This window comes from Nonomuraea sp. NPDC049646, assembly GCF_044465525.1.
Lineage (GTDB): Bacteria > Actinomycetota > Actinomycetes > Streptosporangiales > Streptosporangiaceae > Nonomuraea.
Map to the genome: position 1 here is coordinate 252,408 of NZ_JBITLU010000003.1, position 23,188 is coordinate 275,595.

Sequence of the window (23,188 nt, forward strand, 5' to 3'; positions counted from 1 at the left end):
GCGTAGGCTGCACCATTAGCCACATGCGTACCGGGTTGCCCACGCGGCCCACTGGGGAGGATAAGGTCCGCCGATGGAAGTCGAGTCATCGATCTGCCTGAGCGACCTCGTCCCTGCTCTGCGCTGGAGCCGCCCTCAGCAGGTGGCCGAGGTGCTGGGTGATCCGCGGCTGCCGGCGGGGTGGTGGTCCTCGCTCGCGGTGTCCAGGGCGCTCGGCACGGCGGGTCTCGACTGGGTCTGCGAACGGCTCGCCCGGCTGATCTCCTCCCGCTGGGACCATCTGCCGCTGGTGGACCTGCTTCCCGCGCTCGCCGTCCATCAGGTCGATCCGGCGCTGCCCGGCTGGCCGGAGGCCACCCGTACGGCGATCACCGGGCTCGGCGGCTGGCAGCGGCTGCGCCGCCTGTCGCCCGGCGATCTCGGCACCCCGTCGGCGACGCCCGAGGTGGTGGTCGGCTCGGTCCTGCGCGAGGTGCTCGGGCGCATCCCGGCGCAGCGGGAGGCGGTGCCCGCCCAGCAGTCCGGCTCGCCGGACGTCACCCGTCCGCTCGCGCGCGGCGCGACGGGGTCCTTCCCGGCCGTTCCGGTGGCCGAACCCGGCGCGTACGCCGCCCAGCCCGGCAGCGGCCCCCAGCGCCCGCCCGCCGCCTTCACCCCGCACAGCGACGCCTTCCCGGCCCAGCCCGAGGGCGCCCCGCGCCCGGCACCGGCCGGTGAGGGCGGCCTGCCGCAGCGCACGGCCGCGGCCCGGCCCGCCGCCCAGCAGCCCGGCCCGTTCCCTCCGCCGCCGGAGAACGCCCAGGGACACCAGACCGGCTCCTTCACCGCCCAGCCCGACGCCACCCGCCAGACCGGTTCGTTCCCGGCCCAGCCCGAAGGCGGCCGTCAGACCGGTTCGTTCCCGGCCCAGCCCGCCAGCGGGCCTCAGACCGGCTCTTTCCCCGCCCAGCCCGCCGGCGGGCCTCAGACCGGGTCCTTCCCGGCGCAGGGTGGTGCGCGGCTGCCGCAGCGGCCCACCGCCGGGCGTCCGGACGGCGGCCCGCAGGCCGGCGCCGACGGCCCCCCGTATGCCGCCCCCGTCCCCGGCGGGACGGCCGCTCCCGGCCAGGTCCCCGCCGACCCCGACCACGCGATGGTCCGCGTCGTGGACGGCCTGTTCCGCAGCCTGGACAAGCTGGAGCTGGCCGTCGCCGTGCACCGGCTGTTCGCCGAGGACCCGGTCAGCCTGCGCACCCTGGCACACAAGCTGCTGGTGGACCGCGACGTGCTCTCCCAGGCCCAGCGCACCGCCGAGGAGCGCGTCCTGCACTGGCTGCGCTCGTCGGAGTCGGCGCCGGTCACCGGCCACATGTTCCGGCTCACCGAATGGCTCGGCGCGGCGGCCACCGAGGAGCAGCTCATCGGCGCCGACCCGGCCCACCCGGCGATGGTCCCGTCGCTGCGCACGCCCCTGTGGCGGGTCCTGGTGACGCTCATGCCCGACCGCCGCCTCCAGGACGGCTGGCTGGTCGTCGGCGACATCCACGGCCTCCAGGCCCGTACGCGGCAGCTCCTGGCCGCCGCCCCGCCGGACACCGACGTCGTGGAGCTGCTCTCCGAGCTGGGCATCCGCGCCCACTCCGCCAAGGCGTGGCTCGACGCCCTGCCCTCGGAGTCGGCCCCCGGCCCGGCGGACGCCTCCCCGCAGCCCGCCCAGCCCCTCCCCCGCCGTACGCCGGGCGCCAACGGCCACCACCACCGGGGCGGCCAGCCCATCCCGACGGCGGGCGCGAACTCGATCGACCCCTCGGCGGCCCTGGCCACGTTGTCGGCGCTGTCCGGCGGCCGGTCGGGCATGCTGCCCGGCAGCCTGGCCGGAACGCCGTCCACGCCGCCGCCGCCGCTGCCGAGCCCGTCGTCGGACCCGCGCCGCTGGCAGCGCATCGAGGTCACCCCGGAGCACCTCAGGGGCGGCCCGGTGCCGGTGCCGGAGGGCTACGCGGCCCAGCTCGGCATGCGTCCGGGCACCCTGCTGTCGGTGACCGGCCCCGGCGACAACGCGATCGTGCTGGTCTGGCAGGGCCACCAGCCGGTCTTCGACTCGCTGCAGCCGGTGCTCATGCGCCTGAACGCCCGCCCCGGCGACCAGGTCTACGTCACGGTGGACGGCTACCGCCTGGAGGCCCAGCTCACCGGCTGACGCCCGCCCCCGGTCACCCGCCCGCAGGCCCCCGCCCGTCCGCGGTCACCCGAACAGGCCCAGCCGGTGGGCCGTGGCCGCCGCCTCGCCGCGGGTTCCGACGCCCAGCTTGGCCAGGATGTTGGAGACGTGCACGCTGACCGTCTTCACCGAGATGAACAGCGCCGCGGCGATCTCCCGGTTGCTGCGCCCGTTGCTCACCTCGCGCAGCACCTCCAGCTCGCGCGCGGTCAGCCCCAGCGGCGGCCCGTCCGGCTCGTCGGCGCCGCCGACGCGGGCCCGCCGTCCGAGCACGTCGAGCTGTTCGAGCAGCGGCGTGGCGCCCAGTTGCGCGGCCAGCTCCCGCGCCCGCGTCACCATCCCGGCCGCGGCGCGCCGGTCGCCCTCGGCCAGCGCCGCCTGGGCGGCCCCCACCAGGCACTGCGCCTCCGCGTACGGCTGCCGCAACCCCGCCCAGGCCGCCACCGCCGACTCCCACGCCTTGAGCTGGGCCGCCCCGCCGAGCCCCTCCTCCGGCCCGGTCAGCGCCGCGAACGTCAGCCGCTGCGCCTCCTGGAGGTCACCGTCCACGGCCAGCTCCCGCGCCACCTCGCGCAGCCGCGCCACGACGGCCGCCGCGACCCCCGCGTACGACGCGCCGCCCTCGCCGAGCGCGGGCCGGGCGACCTGCGCGAACGTCACCAGCAGCGGCCAGGCGTAACGCGGCGAGGGCAAGAGGTCCTGGTTCGCCAGCCCCCGGGACACGGCCTCCAGCGCCTCGCCGAGCCGCCCCTGCGCCCGCAGCAGCAGGACCTGCCTGCGCAGCTGCGGCAGCACGGTCTGGTCCCGGTAGGTGCCGCGGGCGAACACGCTGGCGGAGGACGACAGCAGCTTATCGGCCCGGTCGATCTGCCCCCGCGCGAGCGCGATGTCCGCCAGGAAGCCCTGGAGGCTGGCCCGGTAGGGGGCCGGCGGCGCGAGGTCGAGCGCCTGCTCGACCACCTGGAGCGCCTCGTCCCAGCGGCCCAGCGAGAGCAGCGGCTCGGTCAGGTTGATCGCCAGGAAGGTGCCGGACGTGCGTGCCAGGCCGTAGTGCCCGGCCTCCTGCACGCCCTCGCGGGCGACCTGGGCGGCCCGCTCGTGCCGTCCGGCGCCCTCCAGCGCGTCGGACTCGGAGATCGCGCATCGCATCAGCGCGTTGTAGGCGCCGTGGGCGCGGGCGACCCGGCGCGCCTCGGCGAACTGCCCGAGCTGGGCCTCGATGTCGGAGAAGCGCGAGCGCGCCCAGGCGATGCTGATGAGCGCGTGGGCCTCGACGTTGGCGTCGCCCACCTGGTGGCCGATCTCCATGGCGAGCTGCGCCGTCGCCAGCTTCTCGGGCCAGTCCTCCGGACGGTGCAGCATGCGCGCCAGCGTCTCCAGGACCTGGCCGCGCAGCTTGCTCGGCGGCTCGGCGGGCACCAGCTCGGCCGCCTGGCGCAGGTCGTCGAGGTAACCGGCGCGGCCCAGGTCGTAGCGGGTCAGGCCGCGCTGGCGCAGCAGGGTGGCCGCGGTGATCGGGTCGGCGTCGAGGTCGACCTCGGCGAGCGCGGCGCCGGCCATGGCCAGGCTGCGTTCGTACTCGCCGGCGAGGTGGGCGACCGTGGAGGTCTGCCTGAGCACGTCGAGGCGGCCGCAGCCGATGCGCTCGGCGGCGTCGGGCACCTGGTCCCACAGCTCCAGCACCCGCGAGAGCATCCTGAGCTGCTCGTCGTAGGCGGTGGACTTGCGGGCCGCGGCGGCCGCGCGCCAGGCGCTGACCAATGCCCAGGTGGAGTCGTGGGCGGAGTGCCAGTGGTGGGCCAGCTCGATCGCGCCGCGCGGGGCGGGCAGGATCGACAGGTCGCGTTCGAGTGCCTGGGCGTAGCGGGTGTGCAGGCGGGTGTGCTCGCCGGGCAGCAGGTCGTCGTGGAGCGCCTCGCGGATGAGCGCGTGCCGGAAGCCGTAGCCCTCGCCGTCGACCACCAGCACGTTGCCCGCCACGGCGGGGCGCAGCGCCCGCGACAGGGCGGTGTCGTCGAGCCCGGCCACCGCGCTCAGCAGGTCGTGCTCGATGCGCTGGCCGCCCGCGCTGGCCACGCGCAGCAGCTCCTGGGTCTCGTCGGGCAGCCGCTCGACGCTGGCCAGCAGCAGGTCGCGCAGGGACTCGGGCAGCATGTCGCCGCCGTCGGCCTCGCTCAGCAGCGCCTCGACGAACAGCGGGTTGCCCTCGCTGCGGGCGTAGATGAGGTCCATCGCGGCGGCCGACGGCTCGCGCCGCAGAATGCTGGCCGCCTGCGCGACGGCCTCCCTGCGGGTGAGCCTGCGCAGCTCGACCCGGCTCACCCACTCGATGCGGCCCAGCTCGGCCAGCATCGGCCGCAGCGGATGGGTGCGGTGCAGCTCGTCGGTTCGGTAGGTGACCACGATCATCAGCCGGGCCGCGGTGCGCTGGTAGCGGACCAGGAACGACAGCAGGTCGCGGGTGGAGCGGTCGGCCCAGTGGGCGTCCTCGACCACCAGCAGCACCGGACGCTCCTCGGCCAGCCGCTCCAGCAGCCCGAGCACCTGCTCGAACAGCCGGGCCCGCGCCTCGGCGCCGTCCTTGTCCGGCTCGCCGAACTCGGGCAGCAGCCGGGCCAGCCCGCGCGTCGTGCCCCCGGGCACCAGCGCCGCCACGCCGTCGCGCCCCAGCTCGCGCACGAGCCCGCGCAGCACGGCCGTGAACGGCGCGAACGGCAGGCCCTCGGTGCCCAGCTCCAGGCAGCCGCCGACGAGCACCCGCGCCTCGCCCGCCCGGTCGATGAACTCGCTGATCAGGCGGGTCTTGCCGACCCCCGCCTCGCCGCCCACGAGCACGGTGGACGACGCGCCCGCACGTGCTCTGGCCAGGGCGTCGCCCAGAGCGTGCAGCTCGCGGGAGCGCCCGACGAACAGGGGGCTGACGGTGTGAATGCTCACGCCCCAAGGATGCCATCAAACACCGACAAAACGGACCGAAACTCCGGCCCGTCGTCTGTCAGCGCAAAACCTTGCGGAAGAAGGTGGCCGACGCCTCGTAGCCCAGGGCGTGGTAGAACTCCGGCGCCCGCCGGGTGGCCATCGCCACGTACCCCGCCTGCCGGGTACGGGCCCACGCCTCGAACTCCTCCAGCAGCCGGCGGCCGATCCCCTGCCGGCGCGAGCCCGGCTGGACCATCGCCTCCTCGACCCAGGCGACCGGCCCGTTGGCGAACAGCGTCAGGTGCACGAACCCCAGCAGGTACCCGTGGACGCGCCCGCCCACCACGGCCGTGAGCAGCAGGGCGTCCTCGTTGCGCAGGAGCTGCGGGAGCGCGGCGTCGAAGGCCGCGCGCTCCGGCCGGAAGGTCAGCCCGAACTCCCGCGCCAACGCGAACACCTCGTCCGCGTCCGCCTTCTCCGCCCTCCTGATGAGAAGATCGTCCGCTGTCATGAGGTACGACACTAGAACCTCTGTGCCCTTTCGTCCATCGTGCCACGGGAGTGTGCCGTGACGTCCGGTACGGCGCCTGACATGGCGTCCGGTCAGAGGTCGCCGAGGCCGAGCTGGCGGGCGATGAGCATGCGCTGCACCTCGCTGGTGCCCTCGCCGATCTCCAGGATCTTGGCGTCGCGGTAGAAGCGGCCGACCGGGAACTCGTTCATGAAGCCGTACCCGCCGAACACCTGGGTGGCGTCGCGGGAGTTGTCCATGGCCGCGTTCGAGGACACCAGCTTGGCGATCGCCGCCTCCTTCTTGAACGGCACCCCGGCCAGCATCTTCTCGGCCGCGTGGTAGTAGGCCAGACGGGCGGTGTGCGCGCGCACCTCCATGTCGGCGATCTTGAACTGGATGGCCTGGTAGTGGCCGATCGGGTGGCCGAACGCCTTGCGGTCCCTGACGTACTTGAGGCATTCGTCCACGCAGCCCTGGGCCAGGCCCACGCTGAGGGCGGCGATGGCGATGCGGCCCTCGTCGAGGGTCTGCAGGAACTGCGCGTAGCCGCGTCCGCGCTCGCCGAGCAGGTTGGCGGCGGGCACCCGGCAGTCGGAGAAGGACAGCTCGCGGGTGTCGGAGGCGTTCCAGCCGACCTTGGAGTACTTCTTGGAGACGGTGAACCCCGGCGTGCCGCTCGGCACCAGGATCGTGGAGATCTCCCGCTCGCCGGTGAGCGCGGCCACGCCGATCACGCCGGTGATGTCGGTGCCGGAGTTGGTGATGAACGCCTTCGTCCCGTTGATCACCCATTCGCCGCCGTCGAGCACGGCGGTCGTCCGCATGCCGCCCGGCACGTCGGAGCCGCCGCCGGGCTCGGTCAGCCCGAACGCGCCCAGCATCTCGCCGGAGGCCAGCCGGGGCAGCCACTCCTGGCGCTGCTCGTCGGTGCCGAACCGGTAGATCGGCATCGCGCCCAGCGAGACCGCGGCCTCCAGGGTGATCGCCACGCTGGAGTCGGCGCGGGCCAGCTCCTCCAGGGCCAGGCACAGCGCGAAGTAGTCGCCGCCCATGCCGCCGTACTCCTCCGGGAACGGCAGGCCGAACAGCCCCATGTCGGCCATCTTGCGCACGATGTCGTAGGGGAACTCCTCGCGCTCGTAGTAGTCGCCGATCACGGGCGCCACCACGTCACGGGCGAACGCCTCGACGGTCTTGCGCAACTCTTGGTATTCGTCGTTCAGCATGATCAGCCTTTCGCGAGGGCCTGGACGACGCGCGAGGGGCTGGGCCGGCCCAGCCGCTCGGCCAGCCAGGTGCTGGTGGACACGAGTTTGTCCAGGTCGAGCCCGGTCTCGATGCCGAGCCCCGACAACATCCACACGAGGTCTTCGGTGGCCAGGTTGCCGGTGGCGGACTCGGCGTACGGGCAGCCGCCGATGCCGCCGGTGGAGGCGTCGACGGTGGTCACGCCCGCCTGCAGGGCGGCGAGCGTGTTGCCGAGCGCCTGCCCGTAGGTGTCGTGGAAGTGCACGGCGAGCCGCTCGGGGCCGCCGAACGCGCCGATCAGCTCGGTGACGTGGCCCGGCGTGCCGACGCCGATCGTGTCGCCGAGCGACAGCTCGTAGCAGCCGAGCCCGAGCAGCCGCTCGCCGACCGCGACGACCTGCCCGACCGGCGTGGGCCCCTCCCAGGGGTCGCCGAAGCACATCGACACGTACGCGCGCACCCGCAGCCCGTGCTCCAGCGCCCTGGCCACGACCGGCTCGAACATGTCGAACTGGCTCTCCAGCGTGCGGTTGAGGTTCTTGGCGGCGAAGGTCTCGGTGGCGCTGGCGAAGATCGCGATCTCGGTGACGCCCAGCTCCAGCGCCCGGTCGAGCCCGCGCTCGTTGGGCACCAGCACCGGGTAGCGCACGCCGGGCCTTCGGTCGAGGCGGCCGAGCAGCTCACCGGCGTCGGCGAGCTGCGGCACCCACTGGGGGTGCACGAAGCTGGTCGCCTCGACGACCCGGTGGCCGGCGTCGGCCAGCCGGTCGATGAACTCGGCCTTGACCTCGACCGGCACGATCGCCGACTCGTTCTGCAGGCCGTCGCGCGGGCCCACCTCGTAGACCGTGACCCGCTCGGGAAGCCCTCGCATGCGGTACGGCATCACGCCTCCTCGTCGGTGACCACGGCCAGCACGGCGTCCATGTCGACCGGCTTGCCCGGCTGGACGGGCAGCTCGGCGACCACGCCGTCACAGGGGGCGGTGACCGTGTGCTCCATCTTCATGGCCTCGACGACGACCAGCGGCTGCCCCTCGCTCACCCGGTCGCCGGGCTGCACCTTGACCAGCAGGACGGTGCCGGGCATGGGGCTGCGCACCACGCCGTCGCCCGCCCCCGCGGCGCCGGGCCGGTCGCCCGGGTCGCCGATGAGGTGGCGGGTGAACGCCCACGACTCGCCGTCCTTGCCGAGCCAGAGCGTGTCGCCGTGGCGGGCGGTCAGGTAGCGGGCGGTCCGGCCGCCGAGCGTGACGGCCGCCGCGCCGCCGCCGGTCGTGATCCGGGCGGGCACGGCCTCGCCGTCCAGCAGCACCTCGGCCGACCGGCCGGGCAGGCCGCGGACGGGCACCGCGTGCACGCCGTCGCGCGACTCCAGCCGCCAGGTCGTCCAGGCGGGCTCGCCGACCCGCCAGCCGTCGGTGACCTGCCAGGGGTCGGGGCCCTGCGGCAGCGTGTGGAAGATCAGCGCCGCCGCCGCGGCCACCTCGCGCGGCACGCCGGACTCCGGCAGCAGCTCGGGCAGCACGCGTTCGACCAGGCCGGTGTCCAGCTCGCCCGCCACGACCGCGGGGTGGCGGGCCAGCCCGCGCAGGAACGGCACGTTGGTGACCACGCCCAGCACCGCGGTACGGGCGAGCGCCCGGTCCAGCGCCCTGAGCGCCGCCTCGCGGTCCGGCGCCCAGGCGATCACCTTGGACAGCATGGGGTCGTAGTCGCTGCCGACGACGCCGCCCTCGGCCAGGCCGGAGTCGACCCGCACCCGTCCCGGGCCGTCGTCGCCGGGCTCGCGCAGGGCCAGCACGCGCCCGCCGCTGGGCAGGAAGCCGCGCGCCGGGTCCTCGGCGTAGACGCGCGCCTCGACCGCGTGGCCGTCGAGGCGCACCTGCTCCTGGCCGAACGGCAGCCGGTCGCCGGCCGCGACGCGCAGTTGCAGCTCCACCAGGTCCAGGCCGGTGACCAGCTCGGTGACCGGGTGCTCGACCTGGAGCCGGGTGTTCATCTCCATGAAGTGGTAGGAGCCGGTGGTGCCGTCGACGATGAACTCGACCGTCCCCGCGCCGACGTACCCGACCGAGCGGGCGGCCTCGACGGCCGCGGCGCCCATGTCGGCGCGCATGCCGGGGGTCACGAAGGGCGACGGAGCCTCTTCGATGATCTTCTGGTGCCGGCGCTGGAGGCTGCACTCGCGCTCGCCCAGGTGCACGACGTTGCCGTGGGCGTCGGCCATGACCTGGATCTCGATGTGCCGGGGGTTCTCGACGTAGCGCTCGATGAGCAGGGTGCCGTCGCCGAACGCCGCCCGCGCCGTACGGCGGGCCGACTCCAGCGCGTCGGGCAGCTCGGCCGCCGAGCGCACCAGCACCATGCCCTTGCCGCCGCCGCCCGCGGACGGCTTGATCAGCGCCGGGAACTCGGCCCACCGGGCCAGGTCGTCGCCCGGCTCGGCCCCGCCGGGGAGGACCGGCACCCCGGCCGCCGACACGGTGGCCTTGGCGCGGATCTTGTCGCCCATGGCGTCGATGGCCTCGGGGGACGGGCCGACGAAGACGAGCCCGGCCTCGGCGCAGCGCCGCGCGAACGCGGCGTTCTCGGCCAGGAAGCCGTAGCCGGGATGGACGGCCTGCGCGCCGGAGGCGAGCGCCGCCCCAACGATCGCCTCGATGTCCAGATATTTCGAGACTTCGAGGGCGATGTCTGCTTCGCGGGCGTGCCTGGCGCCCGCGTCGGGCGGGGTGAACACCGCCACCGACTCGATGCCGAGCGCGCGCAGCGTCCGGACGACCCGGACGGCGATCTCGCCCCGGTTGGCGATGAGAACACGGTCGAAGAGCATGATCACATCCGGAATACGCCGTAACCGGCGGGTTCGAGCGGCGCGTTGGCCGCCGCGGACAGGGCCAGGCCGAGGACGGTGCGGGTGTCGAGCGGGTCGATCACGCCGTCGTCCCAGAGCCGGGCGGTGGAGTAGTAGGGGTTGCCCTGGTGCTCGTACTGGGCGCGGATGGCGTCGGGGTCGGCGTTGCCGACCGTGGTCAGCACGTTCGCCGCCTGCTCGCCGCCCATGACGGAGATGCGGGCGTTGGGCCACATCCACAGGAACCGGGGCGAGTACGCCCGTCCGGCCATGGCGTAGTTGCCCGCCCCGAACGAGCCGCCGATCACCACCGTGAACTTGGGCACCCGCGCGCACGACACGGCCGTGACCATCTTGGCGCCGTGCTTGGCGATGCCGCCCGCCTCGTACGCCTTGCCGACCATGAACCCGCTGATGTTCTGCAGGAACACCAGCGGGATGCGGCGCTGGTCGCACAGCTCGATGAAGTGCGCGCCCTTCATCGCCGACTCGCTGAACAGGATGCCGTTGTTGGCCACGATGCCCACCGGGTGGCCGTGCAGGTGGGCGAAGCCGGTGACGAGGGTGGAGCCGTACTCGGCCTTGAACTCCAGGAAGCGCGAGCCGTCCACCAGGCGGGCGATGACCTCGCGCACGTCGTAGGGCTGGCGGGTGTCGGCCGGGACGAGGCCGTAGAGGTCACGCGGGTCGTGCCGCGGCTCCTCGGGGGCGACCGTGTCCCAGGGACGGGGTGCCCGGGGGGCCAGCGTCGAGACGATGTCGCGGACGATGGCCAGGGCGTGGGCGTCGTCCTCGGCCAGGTGGTCGGTGACGCCGCTGACCCGCGAGTGCAGGTCGCCGCCGCCCAGCTCCTCGGCCGTGACCTCCTCGCCGGTGGCCGCCTTCACCAGCGGCGGACCGCCCAGGAAGATCGTGCCCTGGCCGCGGACGATGACCGCCTCGTCGCTCATGGCCGGCACGTACGCGCCGCCGGCGGTGCACGAGCCGAGCACGGCGGCGATCTGCGGGATGCCGCGGGCCGACATCGTGGCCTGGTTGTAGAAGATGCGCCCGAAGTGCTCCCGGTCGGGGAAGACCTCGTCCTGCCTGGGGAGGAACGCGCCGCCGGAGTCGACCAGGTAGACGCAGGGCAGGTGGTTGTGCAGGGCCACCTCCTGCGCGCGCAGGTGCTTCTTGACGGTCATCGGGTAGTACGTGCCGCCCTTGACGGTCGCGTCGTTGGCCACGACCACGCACTCGCGCCCGGCCACCCTGCCGACGCCGGTGATGATCCCGGCGGCGGGCGCCTGGTCGTCGTAGAGGCCGCCGGCCGCCAGCGGCGACAGCTCCAGGAAGCGGGAACCCGGGTCGAGCAGCCCGTCGACGCGGTCGCGCGGCAGCAGCTTGCCCCGCTCGACGTGGCGCTGCCGCGACCGCTCTGGACCGCCGAGCGCCGCCGCGGCCAGCCGTTCGAGCAGCTCGGCGGCCAGCCGCTCGTTGAGCTCGGCGTTGCGTTTGTACGCCTCGCTCCCGGGCTCCACGGCCGACTTCAGCACCGGCCAGTCGCTCATGAGTCCCCTCTCGTCATGGCCGAGATGTTAGTCATCATTAACGTAATCGTCTAGCATGTGAGATGTGACCACTGCCTCCACACCTACCCGCGAGCGCGGCAGAAGGCGCATGGAGATCCTCGCGGCGGCCGCCCGGCTGTTCGCCGCCCGCGGTTTCCACGGGGTCTCCATCGAGGACATCGGGGGCGCGGTCGGCGTCTCGGGCCCCGCGCTCTACCGGCACTTCAGCGGCAAGGACGCGCTGCTCGCCGAGATGCTGCTCGACGTCAGCTCGCGGCTGCGGGAGTCGGCGGTGGCGGTGGCCACCTCCGCAGGCGGCCCGGCCGAGACGCTCGACGCGCTGCTCAACGTGCAGATCACGTTCGCGCTCGACCAGCCGGCGCTGATCACCGTGCACGACCGCGAGCTGGGCAACGTGCCCGAGCCGGAGCGGCGCAGGATCAGGCGGCTGCAGCGCCTCTACGTCGAGGAGTGGGTGACCGTGCTGGCCGAGCTGCACCCGGCGTGCCCGCCGGCCCGGCTGCGCGCGGCGACGCACGCGGTCTTCGGCCTGCTCAACTCGACGCCCCACAGCGCGGGCGAGCTGCCCCCGCACGACATGCGTCCCCTGCTGCACACGATGGCCCGCGCCGCGATCGAGGCCAGCGTTAACAATCACTAACTGACCGGCGACGCTTCAGCCCGTACGAAAACCTCCGAAACGCCGTAGACCTCTACAAACGGCCATGGATCAGGGTTAAACGGACCGGACCACAATCTGTCATGCACTCCGGCAGACGGCGGCGGCGTTGACGGACATAATCAGGGTGTGGCGCGCGACACTGTTGAGACACATTTCATCCAATCCGTTGAGGCGCTGAAGTCAGGCCCCGCCCGAGATCCCGGCGGCCCGGTGCGCGAGGGCACGTCGCTCACCGGCGACCGGTGCCGGACCCTGTTCCAGCGCCAGCTCGACAGCCGCCTGCTCGACATCGCCGCCCGCTGGCTCCGCGAGCAGAACGAGGGCTTCTACACGATCGGGTCGGCCGGCCACGAGGGCAACGCGGCCGTCGCCGCCGCGGCCAGGGCGAGCGACCCGGCGCTGCTCCACTACCGGTCCGGCGCCTTCTACCTGACCCGCTCCGAGCAGGCCGGCCGCCTGCCCGAGCAGGGCCTTCGCGACGTGCTGATGGGTCTCACCGCGGCGGCCGACGAGCCGATCGCCGGCGGCCGGCACAAGGTCTTCGGCCACCCCCACCTGGCCGTCATCCCGCAGACCTCGACGATCGCCAGCCACCTGCCGCGCGCCGTGGGCGTGGCCTTCGCCATCGAACGGGCCGCCGCGCTCGGCGACCGGTCGGCCTGGCCGCCCGACGCCATCGCCGTGTGCAGCTTCGGCGACGCCTCGATCAACCACGCCAGCGCCCTGACCGGGCTCAACACCGCCTCCTACGCCACCTTCCAGGGGCAGCCGCTGCCCATCCTGTTCGTGTGCGAGGACAACGGCATCGGCATCAGCGTCCGCACCCCCAAGGGGTGGGTGGAGGCGGCGGCGCGGCGGCCGGGCATCGCCTACTTCGCCGCCGACGGCTGCGACCTGGCCGACGCCTACGACGCCGCCACGCTCGCCGTCCAGCACGTCCGCGCCAACCGCTCCCCCGCGTTCCTGCACCTGTCCACCGTGCGGCTGATGGGGCACGCCGGGTCCGACGTCGAGTCGGCCTACCGCACCCAGCGGGAGCTGCGGGCCGACCTGGAGCGCGACCCGCTCGTCCGCACCGCGCGGATGCTGGTGGAGGCCGGGCTGGAGACGCCGGAGGAGCTGCTCAAGACGTACGAGTCGGCGCGCGAGCACATCCTGCGCATCGCCCTGGAGACCACCCGCGCCCCGCGGCTCGGCTCGGCCGCGGAGGTCATGGAGCCGATCGCGCCGCGCCGTCCCGACCTGATCGCCAACATCAGCCCGACCTCGGGCGAGGGCCCGATCAGGGAGAAGGCGTTCGCCGGCACGCTGCCCGAGACCGAGAAGCCGCTGACGTTGTCGCAGACCATCAACCGCACGCTCGCCGACGCGCTGGTGGTCTACCCCGAGATGACGGTCTTCGGCGAGGACGTCGCCAGGAAGGGCGGCGTCTACGGCGTCACCCGGGGGCTGCAGAAGCGGTTCGGCGGCTCGCGGGTGTTCGACACGCTCCTCGACGAGCAGGCCATCCTCGGCCTCGCGCTCGGCTCGGCGGTGTCCAACCAGCTCCCGGTGCCGGAGATCCAATACCTGGCCTACCTGCACAACGCGCTCGACCAGATCCGCGGCGAGGGCGCCACCCTGTCGTTCTTCTCGCGCGGCGCCTACACCAACGGCATGGTCGTCCGGGTCGCCGGCTACGCCTACCAGAAGGGCTTCGGCGGCCACTTCCACAACGACAACGCGGTGGCCGCGCTGCGCGACATCCCGGGCCTGGTCCTCGCCTCGCCCGCGCGGCCCGACGACGCCGCCGCCATGTTGCGCACCTGCCTGGCCGCCGCCCGTACGGCCGGGTCGGTCTGCGTGTTCCTGGAGCCGATCGCGCTCTATCACACGCGTGACCTGTTCGAGGAGGGCGACGGCGGCTGGCTGGCGCCGTACACGCCGCCGGGGCGCTGGCGCGAGACGCACGTGCCCGTCGGCCGGGCCCGCTCGTACGGCGAGGGCCGCGACCTGACGATCGTGACGTTCGGCAACGGGCTGCGGATGAGCCTGCGCGCCGCGGTCCGGCTCACCCAGGAGGGCTACGGCTGCCGCGTCCTCGACCTGCGCTGGCTGGCCCCGCTGCCGGTCGACGACCTGCTGCGGGCGGCCGAGCTGACCGGCAAGGTGCTGATCGCCGACGAGACCCGCCACTCCGGGGGCGTGTCCGAGGGCGTGACGACCGAGCTGATCGACGCCGGGTTCACGGGGCAGGTGGCCCGGGTGACCTCGGCCGACAGCTTCATCCCGCTGGGCGACGCGGCCAACCACGTGCTGCTGTCGGAGGAGGAGATCGAGCAGGCGGCGCGCAAGCTACTGGGCTGAGCGCGCCCCTCTGACGCAGGCGGGCTTCGACCAGGCGACGGTGGTAGCCGCCGAGATGCGCAGCGGCACGCCCACCAGGAAGCAGTAGCCGGTGTCGGGGTCGAGCCCGGCGACGCGGCCGCTGGTGGCGCCCGTGCCGAGGGCGACGACGGTCACGTCGCCCCCGCCCGCCCGCGTACGTTGCAGGACGACCGGGTAGCGGCGGGCGTCGGCCGGGAGCGCCCAGCTCAGCTCCACCAGGGCGCCGCGGTCGGCGGTGACCCTGAGCCGGCGGGGGGCGAGCGCGGCGACGTCCCGCTTGCTGATCGGCGGCGGGGTGGCGGCACTGGTCGCCGCTGCGGTCGCCGCGGGGGTCGCGGCCTCGGGGCGGCGGTCGGCGGGGCCCGGACCGGCGGGCGGCCGCAGCGACAGGTAGACGGCCAGGCCGGTGCCGCCGATCGCCACGGCCGCGACCGCGCCGCCGATCAGCAGGCGCCTCCCGAGGCCCCCTGCACCGGCGGGCGGCGTCGTGACGGCCTCCCGCCGAGCCCCGCCCATGTCCCCCGCCGTGGGGGCCTCCCGCCGAACGCCGCCGACGGCCCCTCCCATGGGGGCCTCCCGCCTTGCGCCGCCCGCGTTCCCCGGCAGGCCGGGCGGTGGCGGGACGGGTGCGGGGGCGTGGGGGTGGGCGAGCCGGCTGCCGGTGGCCGGGAGGGAGCTGTCGCCGGGGTGCGGCGGGGCCTGCGGGCCGCCGCGCGGGCGGCGCGGGACGGTGGACGTCGCCGGCCCCGGCCCCGGATCCTGGCCCACCAGGTCGGTCACCGACAGGCCCAGCTCGGCCTGCACCTCCTGCAACCGCCGCGCCAGCTCCCTGGCCGAGCCGGGCCGCGACGCCGGCTGCTTGGACATCGCGTGCAGGATCGTCCCGAAGACCGCCGGCGGCACGTCCGGCCGGTTGATCGGCGGCGGGTCGAGGCTCAGCACCCGGTACATCAGCGGCGCGATCGACGGGTCGGCCGGGTTGTGGAAGGCGGGCTGCCCGGCCAGCAGGTGGTAGAGCGTCGAGCCGAGGGAGTAGATGTCGCCGGAGGCCGAGTGCGGCTGCCCGGTGAGCACCTCCGGCGCGGCGTGCAGCGGGGTGAACGCCTGGGAGGTGGCCGAGATCTCCGCGGAGTCCACCACCCGGGCCACGCCGAAGTCGGCGATGGCGGGCTCGCCGTAGCGGGAGACGAGGATGTTCTGCGGCTTGATGTCGCCGTGCAGCACCCCGGCCTCGTGCACGGCGGCCAGCGCGCCGGCCAGCTTGACGCCCGCGCGCAGCACGTCGGGCACCCCGAGCGGCCCCTCCTTGCGGACCTTGTCGCGCAGCGAGCCGTTCTCGAAGAAGTCCATCGCGATGTACGGCTTGCCCGAACGCGTCACGCCGGTGTCGAAGACGGTCACGACGTTGGGATGGCCGGTCAGCCGGCCGGTGAGCCGCAGCTCGCGCTGGAAGCGGCGCATGGTGCGCTGGTCGACCCGGTCGACCGACAGGACCTTCAGCGCCACGACCCGGTCCAGGCGCTCCTGGTAGGCGCGGTAGACGACGGCGAAACCGCCCTGGCCCGCCTGATCGAGCACCCGGTAGCCGGGCGCGTCCTCGGCTGGCAACACGGCACTCCCCCCTGTTGCCGGTGAGTTTAATGTGAAATTTCGGCTTTCAAGGGGTCAACGGGTTCATCAGATACGCGCCGAACACCACCGACACGGCGGCCACGACCAGGAAGAAGAAGACGTAGAAGCCGCCGGGCAGGAACGTCAGGCGGGCGAGCTGGTCGGCGTCGGAGTCTCTGGCCTGCCGCCTGCGCCGCTTGCGCTGCAGCTCGACGATCGGCCGGACGCCGCCGAACAGCAGGAACCAGGTCGCCACCATGGCCACGATCTGCTGGACCTCGGCGGGGGCGTACATGGACAGGGCGAACACCGCGCCGCCGGTGACCAGCAGGATCAGCGCGCCGTAGAGGTTGCGGATCAGCAGCAGCATGCACACCAGGAAGAGCAGCACGCTCCAGATCAGCAGCGTGATGCGGCCCTGCTCGGTGAGCCAGGCGGCGGCCAGCCCCAGCAGCGAGGGGGCCAGGTAGCCGGCGAGGGCGGTCAGCACCATGCCGGGGCCGTTGGGGCGGCCCCGGGTCAGCGTGACGCCGGAGGTGTCGGAGTGGAGCCGGATGCCTTCGAGCTTGCGCCGGGTGAGCAGCGCCATGACCGCGTGGCCGCCCTCGTGGGCGATCGTGATCAGGCCCCTGGACACCTGCCAGGGGGTGCGGAACGCGACGACCGCGAGCGCGGCCAGAGCCGAGACCAGCACGACCCAGGGGTCGGGGTCAGGCTGAACCTTGATCAGGTGGGCCCAGAGCATGTCCATCGAGGAGAAACACTAGCCGGGTAAAGTCCCGGCTGTGGCAGCAGAACTGCATTCTGACGCGGACGTTCCGGCGTGGTGGCGCGACCTCGGGCTGACGGGCCTGATCGACCTGCATGTGCACTTCCTGCCCGAACGAATGGAACGCCGGGTCTGGCATCACTTCAACCACGGCGGCCCGCTGATAGGCGCCGGCTGGAAGATCGAGTACGAACGCCCGGTCGACGAGCGGCTGGCGAGGCTGCGCGAGATGGGCGTACGGCGCTTCCCCGCCCTGGCGTACGCGCACCGGCCCGACATGGCGCGCGACCTCAACGCCTGGACGCTCGACTTCGCCCGCCGCAACCCCGACTGCCTGCCGTCGGCGACGTTCTACCCCGAGCCCGGCGTCGCCGACTACGTGCGCGCGGCGCTGGCGGACGGCGTCCAGATCTTCAAGGTGCACCTCCAGGTCGGCGGCTTCGACCCGACCGCGCCGGAGCTGACCGAGGTCTGGGGGCTGCTGGCGGAGTCGGGCGTGCCCGTGGTCGTGCACGCCAGCTCGGTGCCCGTGCCCGGCGGCCACGTGGGGCCGGGGCCGATCGGCGCGGTGCTGGCCGCCCATCCGCGGCTGCGGGCGGTGATCGCGCATCTGGGCATGCCCGAGTACGAGCCGTTCTTCGAGCTGGCCGTCCGCCATGAGCGGGTCGCCCTGGACACCACCATGGCCTTCACCGACTTCTCCGAGCGGGGCATGCCGTTTCCCAGCCGATTGCGCCCGGTTCTGCGTGATCTCGGGCTTTCGGGGAAGGTGGTGCTCGGCAGCGATTTCCCGACCATCCCGCACCCCTACGCGCACCAGCTCGACGCACTCGCCCGCCTGGATCTCGGCGAGCAGTGGCTGCGGGCGGTGTGCTGGGACAATGGTGCGGCCATGATTCGATAGCAAGGTGAACGATCGGCACGTGGCGCTCATCAGCGCCTTCTACGACGCTCTGGGCCGCGCGGACTTCGCGGCCATGGAGCGCTGCTACCACCCCGAGATCAGTTTCGGCGACCCCATCTTCCAGGAGGTCGAGGGCCGCGACCGGGTGATGGCGATGTGGCGGTTGCAGCTCGGCGTGCGCGACGGACTGAGATCCGGCTACCGCGACGTCCAGGCCGACGAGTTCAGCGGCTCGGCCCACTGGACGGCCAGTTACACCTTCTCCTCCACCGGCCGCACGGTCGTCAACGAGATCGACGCGCTGTTCAGGTTCGAGGACGACCTCATCGTCCGCCACCACGACGAGTTCGACTTCAGGCGCTGGTCCAGAATGGCTCTCGGCAGGCCGCAGGGGCTGCTGTTCGGCTGGACGCCGATGTGGCGCAAGACCATCAGGGACCGGGCGACCCAGGAGCTCGACAGCTTGGTGTCGTCGCAGTAGTTCTTACCCGAGCAACCGGATCGGAGGGTGCATGGCCAGGGTGAAGGGGTTCAGGCGCAGCGGTGACCACCGCGAGGAGGCGCCGGAGCACTCGATGGACCCGCGCGCCGCCGAGGAGCACCCCTACCGGCCCACCGTCATCGACAACGCCGTCTACCAGAACGGCGAGCGGGTCGACAACCCCGGCTCGCTCGCCGACGCCTTCGAACGCCTCAAGCAGATGCCGGACAGCATGGCCTGGATCGGCCTCTACCGTCCGAAGGAGTGGGAGCTGGTCAAGCTCGCCGAGGAGTTCGAGCTGCACGAGCTGGCGCTGGAGGACGCGATCGTCGGCTCCCAGCGGGCCAAGGCCGACCGCTACGGCGACACGCTGTTCGTGGTGCTGCGCGCCGCCCGCTACCTCGACGACGTGGAGGAGGTGGCCTTCGGCGAGCTGCACGTCTTCGTCGGCCCCAACTTCGTGATCACCGTGCGCCACGCCGAGGCCCCCGACCTGCAGGGGGTGCGCAAGCGCATGGAGTCCGACCCCGACCTGCTGCGCCAGGGCCCGCAGGCCGTCCTGTACGCGATCCTCGACGCCGTGGTCGACGGCTACGCGCCGGTGGTGGCCGGGCTGCAGAAGGACATCGAGGAGATCGAGGTCGAGGTCTTCAGCGGCGACCCCTCGGTGTCGCGGCGCGTCTACGAGCTGTCCGGCGAGGTGATCGAGTTCCAGCGGGCCATCGCGCCGCTGGTGGGCATGATCCACGGCTTCATCGCCGGCGCCGCCAAGTACGGCGTCAACGACGAGCTCCAGAGCTACCTGCGCGACGTCGCCGACCACGCGATCACGGTGACCGAGCGCATCTCGGCCTTCCGCCAGATGTTGCAGAACATCCTGGTGGTCAACTCGACCCTGGTGACCCAGGCCCAGAACGCGGAGATGGCCCGCATGACCGAGGCCAGCATCCAGCAGGGCGAGGAGGTCAAGAAGATCTCCGCGTGGGCGGCCATCCTGTTCGCCCCGACGCTGGTCGGCACCATCTACGGGATGAACTTCGACTTCATGCCCGAGACCCACTGGGTGTTCGGCTACCCGTTCGCGATCCTGCTGATGGCGGCGGTGTGCATGGTGCTCTACATGGTCTTCAAGCGCCGCGACTGGCTGTAGGGCCCGCCGCGGGCACAGGCCCGAGCCCTGCCCAAGTGGCAGGTTCTTGGTCGAGCCGATCCCGCGACCGCCCGGCGTTCCATGCGCGGCCCGCGTGCCCCCGCCCCCCAGAAAGGGCCGGCCGGTGACCGAACCGACGCCACGCCGAGGGCGCAAGGGCGAGCGCACGCGCGCCCGCATCCTCGACTCCGCCACAGAGCTGTTCTCCCGCTCGGGCTTCCACGCGGTGTCGCTGCGCGACATCGCCGCGCACGCGGGCCTGACCCACGCGGGACTGCTGCACCGCCTCCCCGGCAAGGAGAGGCTGCTCATCCAGGTGCTCAGCCGCCGCGACGAGGTCGAGGCGAGCTGATGGGCGGCCCCGACGACGGGCTCTCGCCGCAGGACCTGCGCGACCGCGCGGTCGCGCAGGTGGCCGGGAACATGAGCGCCCCCGGCCTGGTCGGTCTGTACGTCAAGATCTCCGGCGAGGCGGCCGACCCCGGCCATCCGGCCCACGACTACTTCGTCCAGCGCTACCGCAGGCTGCGCCGGCAGGCCGCGTGGCTGCTCGGCGCCCTGTTCGAACGCGCCACGCCGCCGCTTGACCATGATCCCGACGCCGTCGCCCAGCAGCTCATCGCGCTCGTCGACGGCCTGCGGACGCAATGGCTGCTCGACCCGGACCAGGTGGACATGTGGGCCGCCGTCATCACCTTCCTCAAGCAACTAGGACTGCGTCCCCGATGACGAGGTGTTCCACAGCTCTTCCCCCGACCTCACCACGGCAGAGAAGGCGTCGCTCACGTCCGGGAGCGACGCCTGGCACACCACGGCGGTCCGCGACGCGGTGCCCGCGATCACGCTGTCCGACGGGCCGCACGGCACCCGCGCTCACCTCCCCTCGCCTGACACCGCCCCCAGGCTTACCCCTCCACCGAAATAGCGCGTTTTAGCCTACTTATCACCACAAACCCTCGCCCAATTCATCAGCCCAAAGCCGAATTACCGGCGGGCCCCTTTTTCATTTCACCGACGCCGACGCAGCGGGCTAATATGCCATCGACCACCCCTCCCCCTCCCTCCCCAAAGCGCAACGAAATCGGGTGATGATGGCGACGCAGCACGAAATAACCGCCGCCCGGCGTCACATCGAGCGACTGCGCGACGAACACGCCAACGACCTGACCGCACTGATCCGCCTGGTGGACGGCGGCGCCCTCAGGGGCCCCGCCGGCGACAGCCTCGCCGCCGACCTGCGCACCTGGGACCACGGCCTCAAGGACCTCTTCACCCGGGCACTGCGACTGCTCGACACGCTGCACCCGTCCGAGCCCGCCCCATGACCCCTCCCCTGGGCATCGACCCCGCCCTGATGACCCAGCTCATCAACGGCATGAAGCGAGCAAGCAGCACACTTCCCGACATCGGCCTCCAAGTCGAACGAGCCCTCACCACCCTCGGCCTGTCCTTGTGGGGCCCGGCCCAGCTCTCGACCATCGGCCGCCGACTGCACGACCAGATCCCCACGCTTCAGGGCCGTCTCGACCTCATCCTCGCCACCCCCGACCGACGCCCCGGCGAAGACGGCGTCCTGTGGGCCGACGAATCCCCATGGCTGTCGAAATCCCCCTCCGAAGGCGCGGCCGCGGCCACCGCACTGGCCGCGCGACTCCGAACACAAATCGCATCCCATTCACTCGACGCGGAATCCGTAGCCGAACTCGAACGCCACAAGAACGACCCGTTCTTCGCCGTGGCCTTTCTCACCCTGATGCCGCCACGTGAACTCAAATCGCTCATCGCCCGCGCCTATTCGTGCGACCTCCCGCCCGGCGACCGTCCCCTTCTCTATGACACGGCCATCCAGGACAGGTTCCTCACCATGCTCAGCACCCTGCTCGGCACCGCCTCCCACGGCGTCGGCCGGATGCGCCTGGCCGCCGACTACGCCGACCGCCTCATCGAGGGCATCGACCACCCCCAGAACGCGTTCGCCGTCAAGCGACTCCTCCAGGACGGCGACTTCGACCACACCTTCCTGCTCACCCTCGTCCGCAAGCTGCACGACCAGGACCTGGCCCATCCCCCCGACCTCTCCCTCCCCCGAGATCCCTGGACGCTCCCCGGCCCCAGAGACGTCTCCCCCGGCGACCTCAGCCCCATGGGCGCCGCCCTGATCGCCCTGGCCCACCACCCCGCCGTGGCCCAGGACTTCTTCACCGACCCCGCCCGCAAACCCCTCGCGTACCTGATGCGCACCCACCCCTGGCTCGGCGACGCCGACGCCGACCTCGGCTGGGCCATCCAGGCGGCAACCACGGAGTTCCGCGACCATGACCTGCCACCGGGTGGCTCACGCGGCTACAAGTCCGCCCTGATCGCCTCCTGGGCGGTCCGCTTCTGGAGCGACCCCGAGGTCCAGACCAACCTCCCCTCCACCCGCCCCCACCTCAGCACTGTCCTCAGCCAGTACATCGGCGACGTGCACCGCGACGCCCAGTCGTTCACCGACAAGAGGCCCGGAGTGGAGACGAGCGCCGATGCGGACAAGAACCTCCTCGGCGGCGCCCCCTACGGCGCCAAGCTCAACGCAAAGGACATGAAGCGGGCCATGGCCTGGGCGTTCGAGGACGACGACGCCTTCCGTAAGGTGACCGCCGCCCACGGCCTGTACGCCGCCCGGATGCTGGACGAACTGGCAGCCAAGATCGAAGCGGAGGTCGAGGCCGATGTCACGGCCTGGCGCCGGTCACACCCCGGCGCCACGCGGCAACAACTGGACGCCGCACGACAGGACATCCTCGAGGAGCGGATGAGCCGGAGCGGAGGCGCGGAGTTCGCCCGAGCGGCACGCGGCCTCAGCGTGACGACCTGGATGATCACCGACGCGGCCGGCATCTCCGGCATCGAGCAGGCGAAGGCGGAAGACGCCCGTTTCTCCGCGTTCAAGGAGATGACGGAGGCGGTCGTCGGGCTTGCCCCCGGCCCTCCCGGCAAGTTCATCGGACTGCTGGTCGACACGGCCAAGGGAGAACTCTTCGGCAAGATCAAGCCCAACCGGGAGGAACAGGCCCGCATGAGCGCCGACGATGCGCTGGGGGCCGCCAAGCACATGTTCTCTGACCTGACCGCCGCCACCATGATGCGCCACGGCTTGTTCGGGGACGGTTCCGTACCGGCCAGGACGCACCCGTACCGCCACCAGGACTTTGCACCGGGGGCTGCCGGGCACTTCCTGGTCAACGGGCAGATCAAACCCTGGGACGAGATGAACGCGGATCAGCGGGAGTCCTACGACGAGTGGCTACATCTCAACGAGACCGGCCGCGTGTTCGACCGCCCGGACGCGGCCATCGAGATCGGCTTCGACAACGCCACGGATTACCACGCCGGAAGTGGATCATGAAGGCCAATCCAGCGATTGCCCTTACCGCGCTCATTCTGATGGGATGCTCGTCGGTTCCCTCTCCAGATGCCAGACCGCTCGGAAATGTCACCGCCGCTCCACGCGAATGCGATTTGATCTCCGCCAATTCCATCATGGTCGCGACCGGCCTCCATGAATACCGCGCATTCGGCACGGAGATGGATGGGGGCCGCAAGTTCGAGTCATGCACGGTAACCGAGAAACCGGATGCGGAACACAACCGAGGTCTGCTGATCGAAGTGTTCGATCCGTCGCCGGATGATGCGGAAGATCTGGAGAACACCAAACGATCCACCGATGGAACCGATCTTCCTGGTGGTCTCGGGCCGGGTTTCGCTGCTCGGCGGAGGAATGGTCAGGATCAAAGCATTGCGTTTGTCTACGGGTGGACGTCTGACTACAAGCGGCTGCTCACCGTGAACATCATCGAGGGGGCGCCGGGGAGGGATTCGTTGGCGGATGCGGTGGAGTTTTTTCGGCAGCTCAAGCCGCTGTTGCTCACGTCGTCTCGATAGTTCATTGCCTTGT

General features: G+C 72.3%; 19 protein-coding genes. 11 read left to right on the plus strand and 8 right to left on the minus strand.

The genetic code is table 11. The annotated features are described in order from the left end of the window. The first annotated feature begins 73 nt into the window (after positions 1–73). Positions 74–2,179: a hypothetical protein gene (locus ACIBQ8_RS10185; RefSeq protein ID WP_397191742.1), complete on the plus strand. Its 2,106-nt coding sequence runs from the start codon at positions 74–76 to the stop codon at positions 2,177–2,179. Positions 2,180–2,224: 45 nt separating this feature from the next. Here ACIBQ8_RS10185 and ACIBQ8_RS10190 read toward each other — a convergent pair whose 3' ends face one another. From ACIBQ8_RS10190 to ACIBQ8_RS10215, 6 genes are all read right to left on the minus strand, one after another. Next, a complete protein-coding gene (locus ACIBQ8_RS10190) occupies positions 2,225–5,137 on the minus strand; it encodes an AAA family ATPase (protein ID WP_397174895.1) in 2,913 nt (970 codons plus the stop codon). A gap of 58 nt (positions 5,138–5,195) precedes the next feature. After that, a complete protein-coding gene (locus ACIBQ8_RS10195; protein WP_364337917.1) occupies positions 5,196–5,630 on the minus strand; it encodes a GNAT family N-acetyltransferase in 435 nt (144 codons plus the stop codon). Positions 5,631–5,722: 92 nt separating this feature from the next. Further along, complete coding sequence (locus ACIBQ8_RS10200) at positions 5,723–6,859, minus strand: acyl-CoA dehydrogenase family protein (RefSeq protein WP_352357043.1); 1,137 nt, start codon at positions 6,857–6,859, stop codon at positions 5,723–5,725. 2 nt (positions 6,860–6,861) lie between these two features. After that, positions 6,862–7,767 (minus strand): hydroxymethylglutaryl-CoA lyase, encoded by a 906-nt coding sequence (locus tag ACIBQ8_RS10205; protein ID WP_397191743.1) that lies wholly within the window; start codon positions 7,765–7,767, stop codon positions 6,862–6,864. Continuing rightward, the gene (locus tag ACIBQ8_RS10210; RefSeq protein ID WP_397191744.1) at positions 7,767–9,716 is read right to left on the minus strand and encodes an acetyl/propionyl/methylcrotonyl-CoA carboxylase subunit alpha; all 1,950 of its coding nucleotides are present in this window, start codon (positions 9,714–9,716) and stop codon (positions 7,767–7,769) included. Before ACIBQ8_RS10210 ends, ACIBQ8_RS10205 begins: the two co-directional genes overlap by 1 nt. Before the next feature lie 2 nt (positions 9,717–9,718). Further along, positions 9,719–11,287 carry a carboxyl transferase domain-containing protein gene (locus tag ACIBQ8_RS10215; RefSeq protein WP_387664371.1) on the minus strand — a complete coding sequence of 523 codons (1,569 nt, stop codon included), beginning with the start codon at positions 11,285–11,287 and terminating at the stop codon, positions 9,719–9,721. Between the two features lie 109 nt (positions 11,288–11,396). Between ACIBQ8_RS10215 and ACIBQ8_RS10220 the strand changes: the two genes are divergently transcribed. Both ACIBQ8_RS10220 and ACIBQ8_RS10225 read left to right on the plus strand, forming a co-directional pair. Beyond that, positions 11,397–11,948 carry a TetR/AcrR family transcriptional regulator gene (locus tag ACIBQ8_RS10220; protein WP_397175446.1) on the plus strand — a complete coding sequence of 184 codons (552 nt, stop codon included), beginning with the start codon at positions 11,397–11,399 and terminating at the stop codon, positions 11,946–11,948. A gap of 231 nt (positions 11,949–12,179) precedes the next feature. After that, positions 12,180–14,315, plus strand: coding sequence for a thiamine pyrophosphate-dependent enzyme (locus ACIBQ8_RS10225; RefSeq protein ID WP_397191745.1), 2,136 nt, complete (start codon positions 12,180–12,182; stop codon positions 14,313–14,315). Here the strand turns inward: ACIBQ8_RS10225 and ACIBQ8_RS10230 are convergent. Both ACIBQ8_RS10230 and ACIBQ8_RS10235 read right to left on the minus strand, forming a co-directional pair. Then, positions 14,304–15,947, minus strand: a complete 1,644-nt coding sequence (locus ACIBQ8_RS10230) for a protein kinase (protein ID WP_397174888.1) — start codon at positions 15,945–15,947, stop codon at positions 14,304–14,306. The two genes, ACIBQ8_RS10225 and ACIBQ8_RS10230, sit on opposite strands and share 12 nt — an antisense overlap. A 46-nt stretch (positions 15,948–15,993) precedes the next feature. Beyond that, on the minus strand, positions 15,994–16,698 hold the full coding sequence (locus ACIBQ8_RS10235; RefSeq protein WP_397174886.1) for a M50 family metallopeptidase: 705 nt from the start codon (positions 16,696–16,698) through the stop codon (positions 15,994–15,996). Between the two features lie 34 nt (positions 16,699–16,732). On the opposite strand from ACIBQ8_RS10235, the gene ACIBQ8_RS10240 reads away from it, so the two are divergent. From ACIBQ8_RS10240 to ACIBQ8_RS10275, 8 genes are all read left to right on the plus strand, one after another. Further along, positions 16,733–17,620, plus strand: coding sequence for an amidohydrolase family protein (locus ACIBQ8_RS10240; RefSeq protein ID WP_397191746.1), 888 nt, complete (start codon positions 16,733–16,735; stop codon positions 17,618–17,620). A gap of 4 nt (positions 17,621–17,624) precedes the next feature. Then, a complete protein-coding gene (locus tag ACIBQ8_RS10245) occupies positions 17,625–18,101 on the plus strand; it encodes a nuclear transport factor 2 family protein (RefSeq protein WP_352357058.1) in 477 nt (158 codons plus the stop codon). 31 nt (positions 18,102–18,132) lie between these two features. Continuing rightward, positions 18,133–19,251, plus strand: coding sequence for a magnesium and cobalt transport protein CorA (locus tag ACIBQ8_RS10250; RefSeq protein ID WP_397174882.1), 1,119 nt, complete (start codon positions 18,133–18,135; stop codon positions 19,249–19,251). Between the two features lie 124 nt (positions 19,252–19,375). Further along, positions 19,376–19,603 carry a TetR/AcrR family transcriptional regulator gene (locus ACIBQ8_RS10255; protein WP_397191747.1) on the plus strand — a complete coding sequence of 76 codons (228 nt, stop codon included), beginning with the start codon at positions 19,376–19,378 and terminating at the stop codon, positions 19,601–19,603. Beyond that, positions 19,603–19,980: a TetR family transcriptional regulator C-terminal domain-containing protein gene (locus ACIBQ8_RS10260; protein WP_397191748.1), complete on the plus strand. Its 378-nt coding sequence runs from the start codon at positions 19,603–19,605 to the stop codon at positions 19,978–19,980. Before ACIBQ8_RS10255 ends, ACIBQ8_RS10260 begins: the two co-directional genes overlap by 1 nt. 359 nt (positions 19,981–20,339) lie before the next feature. Beyond that, a complete protein-coding gene (locus tag ACIBQ8_RS10265) occupies positions 20,340–20,576 on the plus strand; it encodes a hypothetical protein (protein WP_397191749.1) in 237 nt (78 codons plus the stop codon). After that, on the plus strand, positions 20,573–22,639 hold the full coding sequence (locus tag ACIBQ8_RS10270; RefSeq protein ID WP_397191750.1) for a hypothetical protein: 2,067 nt from the start codon (positions 20,573–20,575) through the stop codon (positions 22,637–22,639). The genes ACIBQ8_RS10265 and ACIBQ8_RS10270 overlap by 4 nt, the downstream gene beginning before the upstream one ends. After that, on the plus strand, positions 22,636–23,175 hold the full coding sequence (locus tag ACIBQ8_RS10275) for a hypothetical protein (protein ID WP_397191751.1): 540 nt from the start codon (positions 22,636–22,638) through the stop codon (positions 23,173–23,175). Before ACIBQ8_RS10270 ends, ACIBQ8_RS10275 begins: the two co-directional genes overlap by 4 nt. Positions 23,176–23,188: the final 13 nt, after the last annotated feature.